Annotated in this window: 18 protein-coding genes and 4 pseudogenes; 9 read left to right on the top strand and 13 right to left on the bottom strand. The window is 44.4% G+C overall.

The annotated features are described in order from the left end of the window. The first annotated feature begins 184 nt into the window (after positions 1-184). The 3 genes from DX073_RS13635 (at position 185) to DX073_RS13625 (ending at position 3,065) form a co-directional block, all read left to right on the top strand. Complete coding sequence (locus tag DX073_RS13635) at positions 185-1,024, top strand: DsbC family protein (RefSeq protein ID WP_115008530.1); 840 nt, start codon at positions 185-187, stop codon at positions 1,022-1,024. 236 nt (positions 1,025-1,260) lie between these two features. Further along, a complete protein-coding gene (locus DX073_RS13630) occupies positions 1,261-2,562 on the top strand; it encodes a homoserine dehydrogenase (protein ID WP_115008529.1) in 1,302 nt (433 codons plus the stop codon). 104 nt (positions 2,563-2,666) lie between these two features. Then, positions 2,667-3,065, top strand: coding sequence for a hypothetical protein (locus tag DX073_RS13625; protein WP_115008528.1), 399 nt, complete (start codon positions 2,667-2,669; stop codon positions 3,063-3,065). Positions 3,066-3,123: 58 nt separating this feature from the next. Here the strand turns inward: DX073_RS13625 and DX073_RS13620 are convergent, their stop codons facing one another. From DX073_RS13620 to DX073_RS13600, 6 genes are all read right to left on the bottom strand, one after another. Next, positions 3,124-3,834, bottom strand: coding sequence for an SPOR domain-containing protein (locus tag DX073_RS13620; RefSeq protein ID WP_115008527.1), 711 nt, complete (start codon positions 3,832-3,834; stop codon positions 3,124-3,126). A 254-nt stretch (positions 3,835-4,088) separates the two neighbouring features. Then, on the bottom strand, positions 4,089-5,597 hold the full coding sequence (gene putP / locus DX073_RS13615; protein ID WP_115008526.1) for a sodium/proline symporter PutP: 1,509 nt from the start codon (positions 5,595-5,597) through the stop codon (positions 4,089-4,091). A gap of 683 nt (positions 5,598-6,280) precedes the next feature. Beyond that, positions 6,281-6,553, bottom strand: a complete 273-nt coding sequence (locus DX073_RS13610; RefSeq protein WP_115008525.1) for a PrpF domain-containing protein — start codon at positions 6,551-6,553, stop codon at positions 6,281-6,283. A gap of 19 nt (positions 6,554-6,572) precedes the next feature. Next, positions 6,573-6,749, bottom strand: a complete 177-nt coding sequence (locus tag DX073_RS14425; protein ID WP_181814464.1) for a hypothetical protein — start codon at positions 6,747-6,749, stop codon at positions 6,573-6,575. Between the two features lie 221 nt (positions 6,750-6,970). Next, entirely contained in the window at positions 6,971-7,429 is a 459-nt protein-coding gene (locus DX073_RS13605) for a DUF3592 domain-containing protein (RefSeq protein WP_115008524.1), read from the bottom strand. Positions 7,430-7,438: 9 nt separating this feature from the next. Then, entirely contained in the window at positions 7,439-8,509 is a 1,071-nt protein-coding gene (locus DX073_RS13600) for a YiiG family protein (protein ID WP_115008523.1), read from the bottom strand. A 207-nt stretch (positions 8,510-8,716) separates the two neighbouring features. Here DX073_RS13600 and DX073_RS13595 point away from each other — a divergent pair, with 207 nt between their 5' ends. Next, on the top strand, positions 8,717-8,887 hold the full coding sequence (locus tag DX073_RS13595) for a transposase family protein (protein WP_115008522.1): 171 nt from the start codon (positions 8,717-8,719) through the stop codon (positions 8,885-8,887). A gap of 328 nt (positions 8,888-9,215) precedes the next feature. Here the strand turns inward: DX073_RS13595 and DX073_RS13590 are convergent, their stop codons facing one another. The 4 genes and pseudogenes from DX073_RS13590 to DX073_RS13570 all read right to left on the bottom strand — a co-directional run bounded on the left by DX073_RS13590 (position 9,216) and on the right by DX073_RS13570 (position 10,916). After that, positions 9,216-9,560 (bottom strand): hypothetical protein, encoded by a 345-nt coding sequence (locus tag DX073_RS13590; RefSeq protein WP_115008521.1) that lies wholly within the window; start codon positions 9,558-9,560, stop codon positions 9,216-9,218. Positions 9,561-9,664: 104 nt separating this feature from the next. After that, positions 9,665-10,069 (bottom strand): SMI1/KNR4 family protein, encoded by a 405-nt coding sequence (locus DX073_RS13585; RefSeq protein ID WP_115008520.1) that lies wholly within the window; start codon positions 10,067-10,069, stop codon positions 9,665-9,667. Positions 10,070-10,187: 118 nt separating this feature from the next. Next, positions 10,188-10,664: pseudogene (locus tag DX073_RS14845) on the bottom strand (SMI1/KNR4 family protein). Between the two features lie 3 nt (positions 10,665-10,667). After that, entirely contained in the window at positions 10,668-10,916 is a 249-nt protein-coding gene (locus DX073_RS13570) for an HNH endonuclease (RefSeq protein ID WP_220186767.1), read from the bottom strand. Between the two features lie 355 nt (positions 10,917-11,271). Here DX073_RS13570 and DX073_RS13565 point away from each other — a divergent pair. Next, positions 11,272-11,550, top strand: a pseudogene (locus tag DX073_RS13565) (IS30 family transposase); the annotation flags it as partial. A 7-nt stretch (positions 11,551-11,557) separates the two neighbouring features. Beyond that, a pseudogene (locus DX073_RS13560) lies at positions 11,558-11,884 on the top strand (RNA-guided endonuclease InsQ/TnpB family protein); the annotation flags it as partial. Here the strand turns inward: DX073_RS13560 and DX073_RS14575 are convergent. Beyond that, entirely contained in the window at positions 11,796-12,017 is a 222-nt protein-coding gene (locus DX073_RS14575) for a hypothetical protein (RefSeq protein WP_220186772.1), read from the bottom strand. The pseudogene DX073_RS13560 and the gene DX073_RS14575 sit on opposite strands and share 89 nt — an antisense overlap. A gap of 11 nt (positions 12,018-12,028) precedes the next feature. Here DX073_RS14575 and DX073_RS13555 point away from each other — a divergent pair, with 11 nt between their 5' ends. The 3 genes and pseudogenes from DX073_RS13555 to DX073_RS15100 form a co-directional block, all read left to right on the top strand. Then, positions 12,029-12,649 (top strand): 50S ribosomal protein L25/general stress protein Ctc, encoded by a 621-nt coding sequence (locus DX073_RS13555; RefSeq protein WP_115008515.1) that lies wholly within the window; start codon positions 12,029-12,031, stop codon positions 12,647-12,649. A gap of 69 nt (positions 12,650-12,718) precedes the next feature. Continuing rightward, positions 12,719-13,300, top strand: coding sequence for an aminoacyl-tRNA hydrolase (gene pth / locus DX073_RS13550; protein WP_258556979.1), 582 nt, complete (start codon positions 12,719-12,721; stop codon positions 13,298-13,300). Positions 13,301-13,317: 17 nt separating this feature from the next. Then, a pseudogene (locus DX073_RS15100) lies at positions 13,318-14,412 on the top strand (tRNA dihydrouridine synthase); the annotation flags it as partial. 195 nt (positions 14,413-14,607) lie between these two features. Here DX073_RS15100 and murA read toward each other — a convergent pair. Next, a complete protein-coding gene (murA, locus tag DX073_RS13535) occupies positions 14,608-15,870 on the bottom strand; it encodes a UDP-N-acetylglucosamine 1-carboxyvinyltransferase (RefSeq protein WP_115008512.1) in 1,263 nt (420 codons plus the stop codon). A 2-nt stretch (positions 15,871-15,872) separates the two neighbouring features. Beyond that, on the bottom strand, positions 15,873-16,115 hold the full coding sequence (locus DX073_RS13530; RefSeq protein ID WP_029103864.1) for a BolA family protein: 243 nt from the start codon (positions 16,113-16,115) through the stop codon (positions 15,873-15,875). Between the last annotated feature and the right edge of the window lie 203 nt (positions 16,116-16,318).

Genomic DNA, 16,318 nt, shown 5'->3' with positions numbered 1-16,318 from the left:
TGCTTTTGATTTGTTCAAATAAAAGGTATATTTTAACACAACAATATTAAAATTTTTTGACAATCACAAACCCCATCATCCACCCATCTCATCATCGATTGTTTTGAACATTTGTATAAAAGTATTGGGAAATCATGGCAAAATTTGGTATAATAGCTCATTTTTCCTTTTATCATTTATCATCATGACCATCAAACCCACCCTATCACACACCGCTTTGACTGTTGCCATGACCGCCCTACTGCTGGTCGGGTGCAACCAAGACAAAAAAACAGGCAGCACGGCAACTGCCACTGACCAAACCCAAGAAACAAACACCGAGCCAGTGGACAATATCCCTGCCCAAAATGACGACCCCAACCATCAGCCCGATGTCGCCCTTGCCCTACAAAACAACCTAAACAAATCAGGTCTTAACGCTCAGGTTCAGTCCGTCATCCCAACCGACATGCCCGAGATGTACTGGGCGACTTTGGATGGTGTTTCGCCATTTTTTGTTGATAAAACTGGCACGTACGTCATTCAAGGTGCGGTCATGAAGCTAGGCGATGGCAGACCTGTGGACATCAGTAGTGCCATGATGTCAAAAGCGGTCGTCTCCGAGCTGCAAGCCGTGGACAAATCCGAGATGATTATCTTCCCTGCCAAAGGCGAGACCAAAGCGTCCATCTATGTTTTCTCAGACCCTACCTGTCATTATTGCCAACTTCTGCACAAAGAGATTGACCGAACCAACGCCGCTGGCATCGAAGTTCGCTATCTGGCATGGCCCCGTGGCGAGTCTATGATAGGTCTGACCGAGAGCGTGTGGTGCAGCAGTGACCGCCAAACCGCCCTGACCAACGCCAAACAAGGCAAAGACGTCACCGCCCCAAGCTGTGACAACCCCGTGCGAAAACACATGGCACTCGGTCACAAGCTGGGTGTGTCAGGCACGCCTGCCATCTTTGCCGAAAACGGACAACAGCTTGGGGGCTATTTGCCATCGGCTGAGCTTGCCAAAGAGGCTATTGCCAATCGTTGATGGTTAATTTATAAATAACAAACAAAAGGGCTCGGTTTTTAGCCCTTTTTTATAAGATTTTAAAAACAAATCACCACACTCATCAAGTCCCATCACCTGTTACAATTTTTACAAAAAATTTTGACAAAACCCATAAAAATTTTTACAAACCCCTAGCATAAGCCATGAACTTATGATAAGTTAAGCAGTTCGGTTTTACCGTTAATTTTTGTTATAGATAACCAGTTGGGGCATTCATGAAAGATAAAATTAACATTGCGGTTTTGGGTCTGGGAACAGTTGGTACGGGCGTGGTCAACCTACTAAAAGACAACGCCGTTGAGCTGTCTCGCCGTAGCGGTCATGACATCTATATCACTCACGTCGGCACAAGGAGGCAGCGAGATGACATTGACCCCACCATCAAACAAAGCGATGATTTGATGGCAATCGCCGCCGATGATGATGTGGACATCGTCATCGAAGTGATTGGCGGTAAGAGCGTCGCCAAAGACGTCATCATCCACGCCATCAAACACAAAAAACACGTCGTCACCGCCAACAAAGCCTTACTTGCCGAACATGGCAATGAGATTTTTGGGCTTGCCGAAGAGCATGGCGTGCAGGTGCGTTACGAAGCGGCGGTGGCAGGTGGCATTCCCATCATCAAAATCATCCGTGAAGCCCTAGCCGCCAACAAAGTGGACTGGGTGGCAGGCATCATCAATGGTACGGGCAACTTTATCCTGACCGAAATGCAACAAAAAAACCGTCGTTTTGGTGACGTACTAAAAGAAGCCCAAGCCCTAGGCTATGCCGAAGCTGACCCCACCTTTGATGTTGAAGGTATTGACGCCGCTCATAAGCTGTCCTTGTTGGCATCGATTGCCTTTGGCATTCCCTTGCAGTTTAACAAAGTGTACTGTGAAGGCATCACCAAAATTAACTTGCAAGACGTGGTCTACGCCAAAGAGCTTGGCTACATCATCAAGCACCTCGGCTTTGCGTTTCGCCGTGAACACGGCTTTGAGCTACGTGTCCATCCCACGCTTATCCCCAACAGCACCCTACTTGCCAATGTCAATGGCGTAAAAAATGCCGTCATGGTAGATGCTCACCCGCTGGGGCAGTCGTTGTATTATGGCGATGGGGCAGGAGCGGGAGCGACAGCATCGGCAGTCATGGCGGATGTCATGGATTTGATTTATGTCATCAATGCCAACACCCCAAGCGACGTACCACATCTGGCGTTCGTCCCCGAAGAGCTGTCCGACACTCGCATCCTATCTAGCGATGAGATGACCTGTGGCTACTATCTGCGCTTGACGGTCAAAGACGAGCTGGGCGTACTGGCTGACACCACTCGCATTCTGAGTGAAAACGGCATTAACATTGACGCCATCATGCAACGTGACGCTCACAAATCAGGACTCGTACCTGTCATCATCTTGACCTTGCCCGTACTAGAATCACAGATGAACAAAGCCATCAAAGAGATAGAAGTCCTTGGGGCGGTCACCGAGCCTGTGGTGCGTATCCGCCTAGAAAGTTTAGAATAATAAAGCCAAACCACAAATGGCAGAGTGCAAGATTATAAATTGTCAATTCCCTGCTATTTGTGGCATAATAGCATTATTTGAATAGTCATCCGTTAGGAGTTCTCATGAAAGCCAAATTATTTACCGCCATCATCAGCACGAGCCTACTACTTAGTGCCTGCGGAGGCGACCACGCCCATCCAAAAGCCGTGGACAAACTAGAAGAAGCCGAGGCAAATGCCAAAGCCAATGCCCCAAAAGCAGAAGAAGTGAAATTTGATGACCACGGACAGCCCACAATGGGCGGTGCTGGTGGAGCGTCAGGTGCAGTCGCCCCCACCACAACCGACACTGCAACTACTGATGTAGCAGAAACCACCACAGCCACTCCTGAGACGACAGAAACGGCGAAGCCAGCAAGCACAGAGACAACAGAGACCATGGCTGTTGCCGAAGCCCCTGTCCCCACTGAGGCACCGACAGCAGAAGAGACCACCCCTGCCGACACCGAAACCAAACAATAATCATAAAAATACCGCCTGTCACAAGCAGGCGGTATTTTTATGGCATTCTCTTATAAACTTAACGTCTTTGCTCCACCACAAGCGAATCAATGCCGTTATTACTCAATCTTCTGCTGGCAGACAGTGCTTCTTCCTTAGAGTTCATGGTATTGGAGATGACTTGATACAGCTCCATGCCGTCATCCACACGCTTGATGACCCGAGCATCTATACCCGACATCATGACCTCAGCACGCATGCGGTCAGCCTCATCGGGGTTGTCATAACTGCGAATTTGTAAGATATAAGTATTCTTATGAGCCGTTATCTCAATATTGCCAGAAGTTGACTCACCTTCATAGGTAGCATCTTCTTCGGTGATGGCTATTTCCATCTCGTTAGTACCACTTACATTGTCATTCTCTTGATGACTGTCAGAAATGACCACCGCATCAGGCTTAACCTCAGGTTGCTCAGTTATGGTCGCCTCATCCGTCACCGGCTCACCCCCCGCCACATTTTCCCCTGTATGAAATTCTCGTGTTGGTAGCACTTCATAAAACTCATAGTTATTTGCTTGCTCTTTTTGTGGCAATGGCTCAACTTTGGTAGGCGGATTGACTTCTACCTCTGTCTTAAAACCATCAAACAAAGGCGATAAGTATAAGAAAAATCCTATCATCACCGCAATCACCGCCCCCACAAACATCCAAAGCAGGCTGATAAGCCCTGATGACGTACGAACTTTTTGTTCACGACTGATTGGTTTGTTATAAGGTCTTTGGGGCATAGAATACCTTTTTATGGTTGTTTGTGGTTGGCTGTTTATTTTTTGGGAAATACTTTTAGTATAATCATTTTTTTAAAAATTTTTATAAAAATATTGTAACATTTTTTAACGCATGTCATCTAAGGGCAAAACTTATTAAGCTCGCCTGCCATTTTGCCAAAAAAATACCCAAAACCCCAAAAGCTGATAAACTTTTTAGGTTTTGGGTAAATCACACCACAAGATGCCCAACAGAATATTAGGGTATTTTTATTTTAAGCCTTTAACTGGCGTTCCATCTCATCAAACTCACCCATAATCTTGGCACTGGGCGGTGGGGTCAAAAGTGAGACAACCACCGTCGCAATGGCACTAAACACAAAGCCAGGCATGATGGAATAAATGGCGTCATTAGCAGGCTGTCCGCCAATCGTAATACCCCCATACACCCAAACGATAACGGTCAATGCCCCGACAATCATGCCTGCCAAAGCCCCTTGGTAGTTCATGCGTTTCCACATGAGCGAGAGTAGCACCAACGGACCAAACGCCGCCCCAAAGCCTGCCCACGCGTGCGACACCATCTTTAACACCGAACTGTCTTTGTCCCCTGCCAGCATAATCGCAAGCACCGCCACGAGTACCACCGAGATACGCCCGACCATGATTTGGCGGGATTCGGATGCTTCTTTGTCCAAAAACAGCTTGTACACATCACGAGTGAGCGAGCTTGACACCACCAGTAGCTGACTAGAAATGGTACTCATAATCGCCGCCAATATCGCCGCCAGCAAGAAGCCACCGATGAGCGGATGAAACAAAAGCTGTGAGAACACCAAGAAAATCGTCTCAGGGTCATCTAGGCTCATGCCCTTATTATGGATATATGCCACGCCCGACACGCCAACAAGCAGAGCCCCAATCAAGCTCAATATCATCCAACCCATGCCAATACCGCACGCCACAGGCACGTCCTTGACTGAGCGAATCGCCATAAACCTCACGATGATGTGTGGCTGTCCAAAATAGCCCAGACCCCACGCTGCTAGCGAAATCGCTCCCATGACACTCACGCCACTCATGATGTTAAACAGCTCAGGGTTCACAGAACGTGCCACGTCCATGCCGGCACTGATACCGCCGATTTCATTAAAGGCGACAAACGGCACCAGCAGCATGGCGATGAGCATAATCACCCCTTGGACAAAGTCGGTCAAGGACACCGCCAAAAATCCGCCAAAGAGCGTATACGCCACGACCACGCCTGCCGTCACCCACAGACCCAAGCCATAATCAAGCCCGAGCGAGCTTTCAAAAAGCTTACCGCCCCCAACCAGACTTGCCGCCGTATAGACCGTAAAGAACATGATGACCACAATGGCAGAAACCATACGAAGTAGGTGCGTTTTATCATCAAAGCGATTGGCAAAAAAGTCGGGCAAAGTAATGGCGTTGCCTGCCACTTCGGTATACACACGCAGACGTGGGGCAACGAGCAGGTAGTTGGCAAATGCCCCTATCGTCAGTCCTCCTGCTATCCACAAACTCACAATGCCTGACGCATACATATAACCAGGTAACCCCAGCAGTAGCCAGCCTGACATGTCGGACGCCCCCGCCGAGAGTGCCGTCACCGCAGGCGATAAGTTACGCCCACCGAGCATATAGCCTTCGACATCTTTTTTTTGTTTAAAATAGGCATACACTCCAATGGCAATCATGCCCAAAAAATAAATTGACAGCGAAATCCATACGCCCGCCCCGCCTGATGTTACAGCGTCCATGACACACTCCTTACATTGTTTAACAAAAAAGTAACAAGCGATTATAACAAAATTAAATTCATTTGCAAATGGGGTGTATCTCATTTAAACACTTGTTATTTTTAAGATCTCAGAACCGTAAATCTTTCCATATATCCAATAATTACAGGATCTGCAGGCGAGTTTAACCATATTTTTTCCATATAAGGGGCTATTTTGATGAATTTTAAGGGTTTTTATGACCTCTTTGGCGTCAAAAAATCCCTTAGAACTGTAAATCTTTCCATATATTAAAGCTCATTTATGCCGATTTTAAGTTTTATATGTGGTAAAAAATACGGTCTTTTTGTGGTTTTTTTGATAAAAATGGATAAATTTTAATTAAACTGGAAGATTTTTACTGTTTTTGCTCGGATTTTAGGTGTTTTAACCGTATTTTCTTTCACATATCAGTGGCATGTGCGTTAATTTAATCAAAAAGACTGTAAATATTTCCACATATCGGAGTATTTGGTTTTTTTAGGCGGTTGTGAACCGTATTTCTTTCCATATATGGATAATTCTGCCCACACCCCCTCACCTAACCGCAAATAAAAAACCACCAGCCAAGCCAATGCTCAGCTGATGGCTTACGCAGGATTTATCTGTCTGCTGGTTTTAAAACCCATAATGAGTTACGCCATAAATGCTGGGTTACGCTGTCGCTAACCCAGCCTACGGGCTTGGGCAAACAGATAATTGACATCAAATGCTTGTCCGTCAATCTCTTGACCGTGCAAGAGGTGCAAAATAACGGCCTTACTCGTGGTAGAAGTGCCACCGCAGACACCGTCCAACTGGCGGATATCAGGCGAGCCAAAATTGCGGAGCAAAATGTCGTCCATTGAAAGGGGCTGATTGTTAAGAACTTCTCGTTCAAACACCCAGCATTTGCTTGTGCCACCACGCATAAGGGTGGCGGGAATGGTTAGGTTCATCGTGGTTTTTCCTTATCGCTTAGCGGTCAAAGACACGACAAACAGGCACAAAAAAGCCTGCCAACACAGCGTTTGGCAGACTGACAATGGGGGTGGAATTGTGGATTAGGGTGTTGCGTGGGAACGCAGGGGAGCTAGATATGACATAAAATAAAATTTCCCTTTTGGTGGCAGATGCCGAAAAGATGCTTAGCATACACGGTTGTGATTTTATTGTCAAAGTGCGATTTTGGAAATCATTTGTACAGTGAAAATAAAATTTTACAAGCGTCAGACCATCATAACAAAGTTTTTGTAGTCTTGCAAATTGTTATGGCAAAATATTTACAATTGTTTATAATTTTCTTGGCTCAAAAAAATGCACCCACGGCAAGGTCGGTGCATTGATGTAAATTCTTAAAAAGACAATGAAGACAATCAATCAGATGGGTTGTCAGGCTTGGCTTTTGCAAGGGCAATCATCATATAATAAATGCCAATACCAAGCCCAACCAGCATTAGTGCCAAACCAATCCGAATCCCCATCATATCGCCCTTAGCACGGGCGGTATTTTGTGGGTCGTCAGGCAAGTATTCACGCTCAATCGGCTTACCTGTTTGTAAGATTGCCAATTCATCTTTACTGATATTGGCATTTTTTAGATGGATGGTTTGACCGCCATCAGCCGTAAACGCCAAATCCGTGTCATAGGACCTGATACCAAAGCGTTTGCGAGTTTCGGTGTAGTGGTCGCTTGTGGGATAGGCTTCGGCGATTTTGCCTTCGCTTGGATAGCGATTGTGTAGTGAATACTTATTAAAAGCAAACCAACCGCCAAACAACCCTACGCCAATGGCGATTAAGGCACAGATAAAATAAGTCGCTTTGCTTTGCATTAGCACACCTTATTGGACGATATTGGCTTTTTGGACAAAGCGGTTGTACATCTCTACCACATTGGCTTCTGAGCCATCTACCATTGGACTGCCTGCGTTTAGCTGATGAATTTCAGCTTGGGTGTAGGCTTCGTTGTTACGCACACGGCGGATGCGTTTTTTGGCGGCGCTCAGCAGTTCATCCAAATCAGAGACCATAATATCGGCATTGGCAGGCACATCCGCCCCTTTGGCACTGATTTGATTTTTTAGCTCGGTCATACTGGTTTCGTACTCGGTCAGTAACGCACTTGCTTTTTCGGCATCAAAGCTTTCTTGGCTAATCATATCAACCATTGTTTTAGCTTTCATTGATGTCGCCAGCGACCAATAAGCGTACTTTTTGCCTTCGGTTTGTTCAATCTTAGCAAGTTCGGCGTTTTGGACTTTATTATTTTCGGCATCTAGGGCGACATTGAATGCGTCATTGGCAGTCTTGAATGCTTCATAAGCTTTGACAAATTCTGGGTGCATCGCCTTGCCTTGGGTAAAATCATCGTCCTTGTAATTCTGCTGTTCATAATAAGTATAGGCTTTGTTGTTAATCTCGGTAAAGGCGGTGAATGTTGTCGCAAGTTCGCTGGCTGCCTTGTCAAGTTCAGGCAAGGCGGGGGTAAGGGCGACTGCTTCGGTGAGCTTGGTTGTACAGCGTTCAATGATAGGGGCGATGATTTCTAGTGTGCCGTTAATGACAGGTTCTTTGCCTGTTGGACCTGCATTCATATCTTTGACCCAGCGACTATAATGATGATAAGAGCGTTGTACCATTTGGTTTTGGTTACCACAGTCTATGTAGGCGTTGAGTTTTTGTGTGGCATCGGTGGTTTGCTGAGTGGGTGTGTCGGGAGGCGTGCTGGCGGTGTCAGCTGTGTTTGTGCTTTGGGCAGTGGCTTGTTCGGCAGGTTTGTTGCTATTGTTATCACCACAGCCGACCAAGGCAAGGCTAGACAAGATGGCGATGGTTAGGATGGATTTGCTAAATTTATGAGTTCGCTGATTTAATTTATTGAAATTTAGCAGGGGAGGGGTGAACATAGTCATAAAAGATACCTATTAAAAAAACACCAATATTGGTAGTAAAAGTGTGATGAGTACTAAATGCAACGATTGTTACAATAAAGTAACACATCTTAATCATAGCACAACTTTTGTGGACGTGCAAGTGCGTTGTTGTGCAGAGCAATCGCACTACAACCATCGACAAACCCACAATAAATCATTAAAATGTGAGCAAAAAGGACATTCTTTATGCTCACAAACCCCATTGACTATTTATCACAGGTTCATGACCCAAGGCGTCAAAACAAAAGCCTGCTACACCCACTTAAAAACATTCTAACCATTGCTTTAACCGCAGTTATCTGTGGTTATCATGACTGGGTAGATATAGAAGACTTTGGCAATGAAAACAAAACATGATTTGCCACATTTCTTGACTTAACTCATGGCATACCCTCACATGACACCTTTGGCAATGTCTTTAAACGCCTTAACAAAGCCCGTAGGTTGGGTTGAGGCACGAAACCCAACAAATTCAATTGGTTACACCATAAATGCTGGGTTAAGCTGTCGCTAACCCAGCCTACGGGCTAAACAGAGCCAGTTTTTATCGTCCGATATTGGAGCGATTGGGGTTTGTTGGGAGGGGTGATGAGGGATGGGGTGTGTGGTAAAGTTAAAGTTTGGATTAAGATGTTGGGGGTATCTTAATCCAAACTATGGGTTTATGGAAAAAAGTAAAATAATATCAACTTATAATATTAAATGATTTTAAGTCCCTTTTGAATTCATAATACCCTTCATTAAGCAGAGATAATAAATCATTGATATTATGATTAGAAATAATCTCATTGATTTTCCCTAAAAAATAATTGCTGGCATCTGGATGCCAACTGGAACATAAAGACAATATACCTGTATAGTGTATCAACAGCTCTAGCGGATGATGTTCCATACTTACAAAATCATCATCTAGTATATAGATAATCTCCAAATGATTTTTTTCTTCGGAACGAAAATCCCTACAAAATGCAAAATAAGTATATAGTAGGTCGTCTAAAACCTCATAATAGGCATTGCTTAAATCATTCATATTTGGTCTCACTTTTGGTTTGATTGTTGTCAGCAACTTTGATGTTAATTCTAGAAATGGATTTATAACTAAATAGGTTTTTACTTGCTATGAGATTATTCAGTTTATTCATAAAGCATATCTAAAAACTCATCAAAGCTGTTAGCAACTGGAAAAATAACCATCTTTTCTTGACCGTGTTCATTAGTCATAAATTCATCATGATACATAATGACTACTGGCGGGTCATTTGTCATACGGTCTTGACGATAATCGAAGCATATAAGATAGCCAAATTCATTTAAGCCAAAAGCAATTAGATTTTTTTCGCTATAATATTGACTGTCATTTATCAATTCGGTACCTATAGGGTTGCCAAATGCAAGAAAAGAAATATTACTTTCCACCCAGTACTGATTATTTTTAAAATACCGAAATGTATCCTGTTCAAATCTAACGCCATTATGTTTAAGCATTAAATCACAATATGATTTTGGAAAAGAAATATTATATTTTTTTTCCAAAATCATTTATCCATTCAATATCAGAAATACCATAATCATAACCAATATTTAATTTAATCATAATTATCTACCTTCACTTAAAGCACCTTCACCAGTATGTTTTACATTTTAGATATTTATGGGATTATTCACTTTCTTCATAAAGCATATCTAAAAACTCATCAAAGCTGTTAGCGATAGGAAAAACAATGTTTTTGTCTTGACCGTATTGATTGATAAAGGTGTCTTCGTGTCTCATTAGACGAACTGGAGGGTTGTTTGTGCTTAAATCTGGACGGTAATCAAAACAAATACTATCTCCATAAGCACTAATACCAAATAGCACAAGATTTTCGTATGAGTAAGAATCACCACACCATTAAAAGTCCGCCATGTTTTCAGAAAAATCATCACCAAAGCTTAAAAAATATATATCAGTTGAACTTATTAAACCATCTAAATTTATAAAATCAAACCTATTATTATAAAGCCTTAAGCCATTATGTTTTGATATTAGCTCAACATAAGAGTTTGGAAGGGTAATATTATACTCTTTCTCAAAATCTCTAATTAATTGAATATCTGCTTGACCATTGTCATCAATAATTTTTAATTGTTTCATGATTTATCTACCTTCACTTAAAGAGCCTTCGCCAGTATGTCTTACAGCTTTGTTGTGTATTTCATCTGGAATGAGTTGCATATTATTGGGACTAGACTGAGCGTTATGATGCCAAGCATAACCATGTATTTTGGTTTTGGCTTTTCCACCCACATCTGTGTTAATGTCATTGAGCTGTTTTTGTGTAAACAATTTTTTGTCAATCGCCCCACTGTTAATCAGTTTTCTTAATTGCAAAGTTGCATTTCTCATCTTCTCTGCACGCCTTTTCTTACTCGTCATTAATTGATAAACCCTTAAACATACAATCCAACCGCAACAAATGAAAAGATGTTCATAATTACTTATAATATTGTTACCACACAAATCAAAAAGTAACCATGAACACCCACAAACATCTTAGCATAAATGAACGAGAAAAGATAATGTTAATGCTTGCACAAGGCATAAAACCCAGCCCGTAGGTTGGGTTGAGGCACGAAACCCAATAAATTCAATTGGTTAAACCATAAATGCTGGGTTACGCTGTCGCTAACCCAGCCTACGAGCTTCACAGAATAAGTCTTATCTTGAACAGTTGTTATTTGGTAAGGGGTGGTGCGATTGCCCTGATAGAGAAAAAGAGTTTGCTTATCATGAAAAAATCAGTCAGCAGTTAAATGTAGAGTTTTACTTTCCTCCACCAAGACATCCTTGGGGCAGGGGAAGTAATGAAAATACCAATGGACTGCTTAGAGAATATTTCCCTAAGCATCAAGATTTAAGCAAGTGGCATGAAAGCGATATTATCAGTAAAGTGAATGAACTTAATCATAGACCCAGAAAGTGTTTAAACTGGAAAACACCTTATGAGGTTTATTTTGATGAAGTGTTGCAGTTGGTTTGATGATTCAAGCAATAAAAAAGGCAAACTCGCCAAATCGGTTTACGATGCTAGCTGGTTTGAACTCAAACGGCAACTGACCTATAAATGCAAGAATGCAGGTTGTTGTTTTGAAATCGTGAATGAAAAATACACTACCCAAACCTGTTCGTGCTGTGGCGATATGTCCAGTAGTCCCAAAGGTAGAGCAGGTCTTGGAATAAGAGAATGGACTTGTGCAAAGTGTGGCACACGGCATGATAGAGATATCAATGCCAGTCGGAACATTCTTGCGGTCGGGCTTGACCGTCTTGTAGAAGCAATCCCCCGAACGATAGGGAGGGGAGGAAGTCAATGAGTACCAACAAATGCTTTGGCTGATTTGCAAAAACCACTTGCCATATCGCCCAAACTGGCTTATAATAGTTCGCTATTTTGCACTTTTGTATGATGATTGGTCGAAAATCATCATTTTTGTAGCCTTTTAACATAGGAAATCCTTATGAGCTATACTCTAACTACGGTAGCACGTGCTGCCGACGAGCAGGGCAAAGGTTCGAGCCGCCGCCTGCGTAAAGCCAATCTTATCCCTGCCATCGTTTATGGCGGTGATGCTGAGCCACTATCTGTGAGCGTTAAGCTAAACGAACTGGTCAAAGCCCTACAAGACGAGAGCTTCTTTTCAAGCGTGACCACACTTGCCATCGATGGTAACGACCAAGAAGTCATCATTAAGGCTCTACAACGCCACCCTTCAAAAGGCACGCCACTGCACGTAGACTTCCAACGTGTTGTTCGTGGTCAAACCATGCACTTTACCGTGCCTGTACATTTCACTGGCACTGCCGAAGGTGTTAAAGCAGGCGGTATCCTACAAACCAACGTAACTGAGCTACACATCAACTGCTTGCCACGCCAACTGCCAGAAGCCATCGAAGTGGACGTGACCGACCTAGAAATCGGCGACCTACTACGCTTCTCTGACATCAAACTTGCCGATGGCATTACCATCGTTGAGCTTGACAGCAACGCCACCGACCGTGTTGTGGTTAGCGTACAAGCACCAACTGTTTCTGCTGACAGTGAAGAAAGTGCAAGCGAAGAGAGCACAGACGCTGAATAAACCATCACTCTTAACAAAAGCCAATGGGTCATCTATTGGCTTTTTGTTTATTTCATCATCTATGGGACAATCATGATAAAACTCATCGTCGGTCTGGGTAATGTCGGTGCAGAATACAAAGACACTCGCCATAACGCAGGCTTTTGGTTTGTGGACGCTTTGTGCGACAAATTTGGTATCACGCTCACCCATGACAAAAAATTCCATGGCAGTGTCGGGCGTGGCACGATATACGGGCAAGATGTCCGCCTACTGACCCCTGATACATTCATGAACCGCTCAGGAATGGCGGTCGCTCCCCTTGCCAAATTCTATAACATCGCCCCCCACGAGATACTCATCGTTCATGATGAGCTTGACATCTCGGCAGGTAGCCTACGCCTAAAAAAAGGCGGTGGGCATGGCGGACACAACGGCTTAAAGGACATCGTCCCCCATATCGGAGCGGACTTTTGGCGACTGCGTGTTGGCATTGGCAGACCTGCTCACTCATCACAGGTCAGCGGTTGGGTGCTGTCAAAACCCACGTCCGATGACCGCACCAATATAGACAGTGCGATAGAGTGTGGCATGGATGCCTTAGAGCTACTCATCAAAGGCGATAAACAAAAAGCCATCAGTCTTGCCAATGGGTTTAAACTGCCAACATGAGTGCTTTTGCCCATTTGTTCGCCCATCCTGTTCGCCTGCTCGCCCCGATGGAAGGCTTAACCGACCCACTCATGAGACAGATTTTGACACAGATTGCTCATGATTTGGGTCACCCTTATGATTGGTCAGTGAGTGAGTTTATTCGTGTCACGCATTATCCCTTGCCTGCCCATGTGTTCTATAAATATGTGCCAGAGCTACTCACGGACGGTAAGACAGCAAGTGGCACGCCCATTCATGTTCAGCTACTGGGCAACAACCCTGACACCATGAGCCAAAGTGCCGTTACAGCGGTATCGCTTGGGGCGTGTGCGATAGATTTAAATTTTGGGTATTGTTAAATAAAGATAGATTTTAAGGTTTTCCGTTCGGACTGAGCTTGTCGAAGTCTAGGAAAACCGTTATGGTTCGACAAGCTCACCACGAACGGCTTTCTAGAAAAGTATACTCAATTAACAATACCAAATTTTGGTTGTCCTGCCAAAACGGTCAATAACCACAAAGGTGGTTCGGTACTGCTTGATGAACCTGATACGCTGTACGACATCATCTCTGCCGTGCGTGGGGCTGTCCCCGCTCATATTCCTGTATCGGCAAAAATCCGTTTGGGCTATACTGACATGGGCAAAATGAGCGACATCGGGCAAGCGGTCAAACAGGCAAACGCAAGCTGGCTTACTATCCATGCCCGAACCAAAGTGCAAGGCTACAAGCCACCTGCCTATTGGGATAAAATCGCCCCCTTTACCGAGCTTGGTTTGCCCATTATTGCCAATGGCGAGATTTGGAACGCTGCTCACGCCCACGACTGTATCAGTCAAGCAAACACGCCCCATCTCATGCTTGGGCGTGGGGCGGTCACTCGCCCTGACCTTGTGGCAAATATTGAAAACACCGACAAAACCTTGACATGGGTGGAGCTAATCCCCCACCAAATCGCTTTTTTGAATGACACCACCGACAACCAAAGCGGACTCATCGGTCGCTATAAACAATGGCTCGGTATGCTCACCAAAGGCTATGATGAAGCAGATAAACTGTGGGATGTTGTCAAAAAAGAAAAGGGCAAGGCACAGATTATCTCGCACTTATCCCAGTCGGTGCCTGCTTAGCTGACAAACCCAAAATAAAAGGGCAATCATCAAGACCGCCCTTTTATTTTATTATTACGCCATTCTCAACTTTGTATAAGTGATTGATTTATCAAGGGCGAATATAATTCACCCCTACAACCAAAAAAATAATTACCGAAAAATCAAAAAGTTACTATTTTAAGTTGAGAATAAAGTTGTTAGCAATTACAGTTTTTAACCCTTAATCCGCTCAATATTCACCCCAAGCGATTTAAGTTTGCTCTCCACATTATCATAACCTCTATCAATGTGATAAATGCGGTCAATAATACTCTCGCCATCGGCACACGTCGCCGCCATGACAAGCGACATGGACGCACGCAAATCGGTTGCCATGACAGGAGCAGGCATAAAGCTATCCACGCCCGTTACAATGGCGGTATGTCCGTCAATGCGGATATTTGCCCCCATGCGGTTTAGCTCAGGGACGTGCATAAAGCGGTTTTCAAAGATGTTTTCAATGATGGTGCTGGTGCCGTCCGCCAAACAGCACACCGCCATGAGCTGGGCTTGCATATCGGTGGGAAAACCGGGATGGACTTGGGTGCGAATGTCCACCGCTTTGGGTCTGCCCTTCATTACTGCTCTTATCCAGTCATCGCCTGTGGTAATGGTTGCCCCCATGGCTTCAAATTTCTTTAAGACAGGGTGCAACAGCTCAGCCGATGTGTTGGTGGTCAAGACATCGCCTTCACTCATCAAAGCCCCAGCCAGATATGAACCTGTCTCAATGCGGTCAGCAATCACGCTGTATTCACAACCGTGCAAGCTCTCCACACCTTCAATAATCATGGTCGGCGTACCAATGCCGTCAATCTTTGCTCCCATGGCGACAAGCATATTTGCCAAATCCACCACTTCTGGCTCACAGGCACAGTTTTCAAGGCGAGTTGTACCACGAGCCAGAGACGCTGCCATGATGACATTCTCTGTACCGCCAACGGTTACCATGTCAAAGGTAAAATCACAACCTATCAGACGTCCGCCAGCAGGGGCTTTGGCTTTGACATAGCCATTTTCTACACTAATGCTTGCTCCCATGGCTTCAAAGGCTTTTAGGTGCTGATCAACAGGGCGTGAACCGATAGAACAGCCCCCTGGTAAGGAGACTTCGGCTTCACCAAACCGCCCAAGCAACGCCCCAAGCACCAAGATAGACGCACGCATGGTACGCACCAGCTCATACGGAGCATAATAGTTGGCAACGTGGCGAGCGTCTGCGATGACGGTGTTGCCTTCTTTTTTGATGGCAACGCCCATGCCAGCGATAAGCTTGATGAGTGTGTCGGTGTCTTTTAGGGTAGGGACGTTGTGTAGCACCGTCTCATCATTGGGCAGTAGCATACCTGCCAATAGGGGCAGGGCAGCGTTTTTTGAGCCAGAAATGGCAACTTCGCCTGCGATACGGGTTTTGCCGATGATTTTAAACTTATCCATGATTATCCCTTTTTGGCTTCGTATTCGGCAGGTGTCAAGGCATGAATGGTCAAGGCGTGCATCGCTCCGCTTTGGATGTGTGGATTGGCAATGGCATATACCGCCTGTTGGCGTTGCACCAGACGTTTACCGTCAAAGCTGTCATCCACGATAAGCACTTCAAATTTATTGCCTTGATTGACCGCTTGAATCTCAGCACTTGGAAAATGGGGGCGTAATAAGGCGATTAGGTCATCTGCATTCATAAAAAATCTCTATATTTTGGGCGGTATTATCACCGTCAAATCATGTTACTGATAAAAAAGTAAAAACGGGTCATTATATCAAATTTCCCGCTTTTACAGTAGGGCGTGCGAACCTTTATAACACAATTTAAAATTTAGAAATATTATAAAAATAAAATGATGTTTTTGCATGAAAAATGAGCAATTACCTGCTTTTTTAAACA

Source organism: Moraxella lacunata, assembly GCF_900453205.1.
GTDB lineage: Bacteria > Pseudomonadota > Gammaproteobacteria > Pseudomonadales > Moraxellaceae > Moraxella > Moraxella lacunata_B.
Note: the sequence above shows the minus strand (reverse complement) of the source record. Positions and strands in the feature narration are given on the sequence as shown.

Excerpts from the sequence above, each read along its gene's own strand:
- putP (WP_115008526.1), bottom strand. The coding sequence starts at position 5,597 with ATGGACGCTGTAACATCAGGCGGGGCGGGCGTATGGATTTCGCTGTCA.
- DX073_RS13610 (WP_115008525.1), bottom strand. The coding sequence starts at position 6,553 with ATGAACCTAACCATTCCCGCCACCCTTATGCGTGGTGGCACAAGCAAA.
- DX073_RS13620 (WP_115008527.1), bottom strand. The coding sequence starts at position 3,834 with ATGCCCCAAAGACCTTATAACAAACCAATCAGTCGTGAACAAAAAGTT.
- DX073_RS13600 (WP_115008523.1), bottom strand. The coding sequence starts at position 8,509 with ATGACTATGTTCACCCCTCCCCTGCTAAATTTCAATAAATTAAATCAG.
- DX073_RS13595 (WP_115008522.1), top strand. The coding sequence starts at position 8,717 with ATGCTCACAAACCCCATTGACTATTTATCACAGGTTCATGACCCAAGG.
- DX073_RS13605 (WP_115008524.1), bottom strand. The coding sequence starts at position 7,429 with ATGCAAAGCAAAGCGACTTATTTTATCTGTGCCTTAATCGCCATTGGC.
- DX073_RS13590 (WP_115008521.1), bottom strand. The coding sequence starts at position 9,560 with ATGAATGATTTAAGCAATGCCTATTATGAGGTTTTAGACGACCTACTA.
- DX073_RS13625 (WP_115008528.1), top strand. The coding sequence starts at position 2,667 with ATGAAAGCCAAATTATTTACCGCCATCATCAGCACGAGCCTACTACTT.
- DX073_RS13570 (WP_220186767.1), bottom strand. The coding sequence starts at position 10,916 with ATGAGAAATGCAACTTTGCAATTAAGAAAACTGATTAACAGTGGGGCG.
- DX073_RS13635 (WP_115008530.1), top strand. The coding sequence starts at position 185 with ATGACCATCAAACCCACCCTATCACACACCGCTTTGACTGTTGCCATG.
- DX073_RS14425 (WP_181814464.1), bottom strand. The coding sequence starts at position 6,749 with ATGCTAAGCATCTTTTCGGCATCTGCCACCAAAAGGGAAATTTTATTT.
- DX073_RS13630 (WP_115008529.1), top strand. The coding sequence starts at position 1,261 with ATGAAAGATAAAATTAACATTGCGGTTTTGGGTCTGGGAACAGTTGGT.
- DX073_RS14575 (WP_220186772.1), bottom strand. The coding sequence starts at position 12,017 with ATGTTAAAAGGCTACAAAAATGATGATTTTCGACCAATCATCATACAA.
- DX073_RS13555 (WP_115008515.1), top strand. The coding sequence starts at position 12,029 with ATGAGCTATACTCTAACTACGGTAGCACGTGCTGCCGACGAGCAGGGC.
- DX073_RS13585 (WP_115008520.1), bottom strand. The coding sequence starts at position 10,069 with ATGATTTTGGAAAAAAAATATAATATTTCTTTTCCAAAATCATATTGT.
- murA (WP_115008512.1), bottom strand. The coding sequence starts at position 15,870 with ATGGATAAGTTTAAAATCATCGGCAAAACCCGTATCGCAGGCGAAGTT.
- DX073_RS13530 (WP_029103864.1), bottom strand. The coding sequence starts at position 16,115 with ATGAATGCAGATGACCTAATCGCCTTATTACGCCCCCATTTTCCAAGT.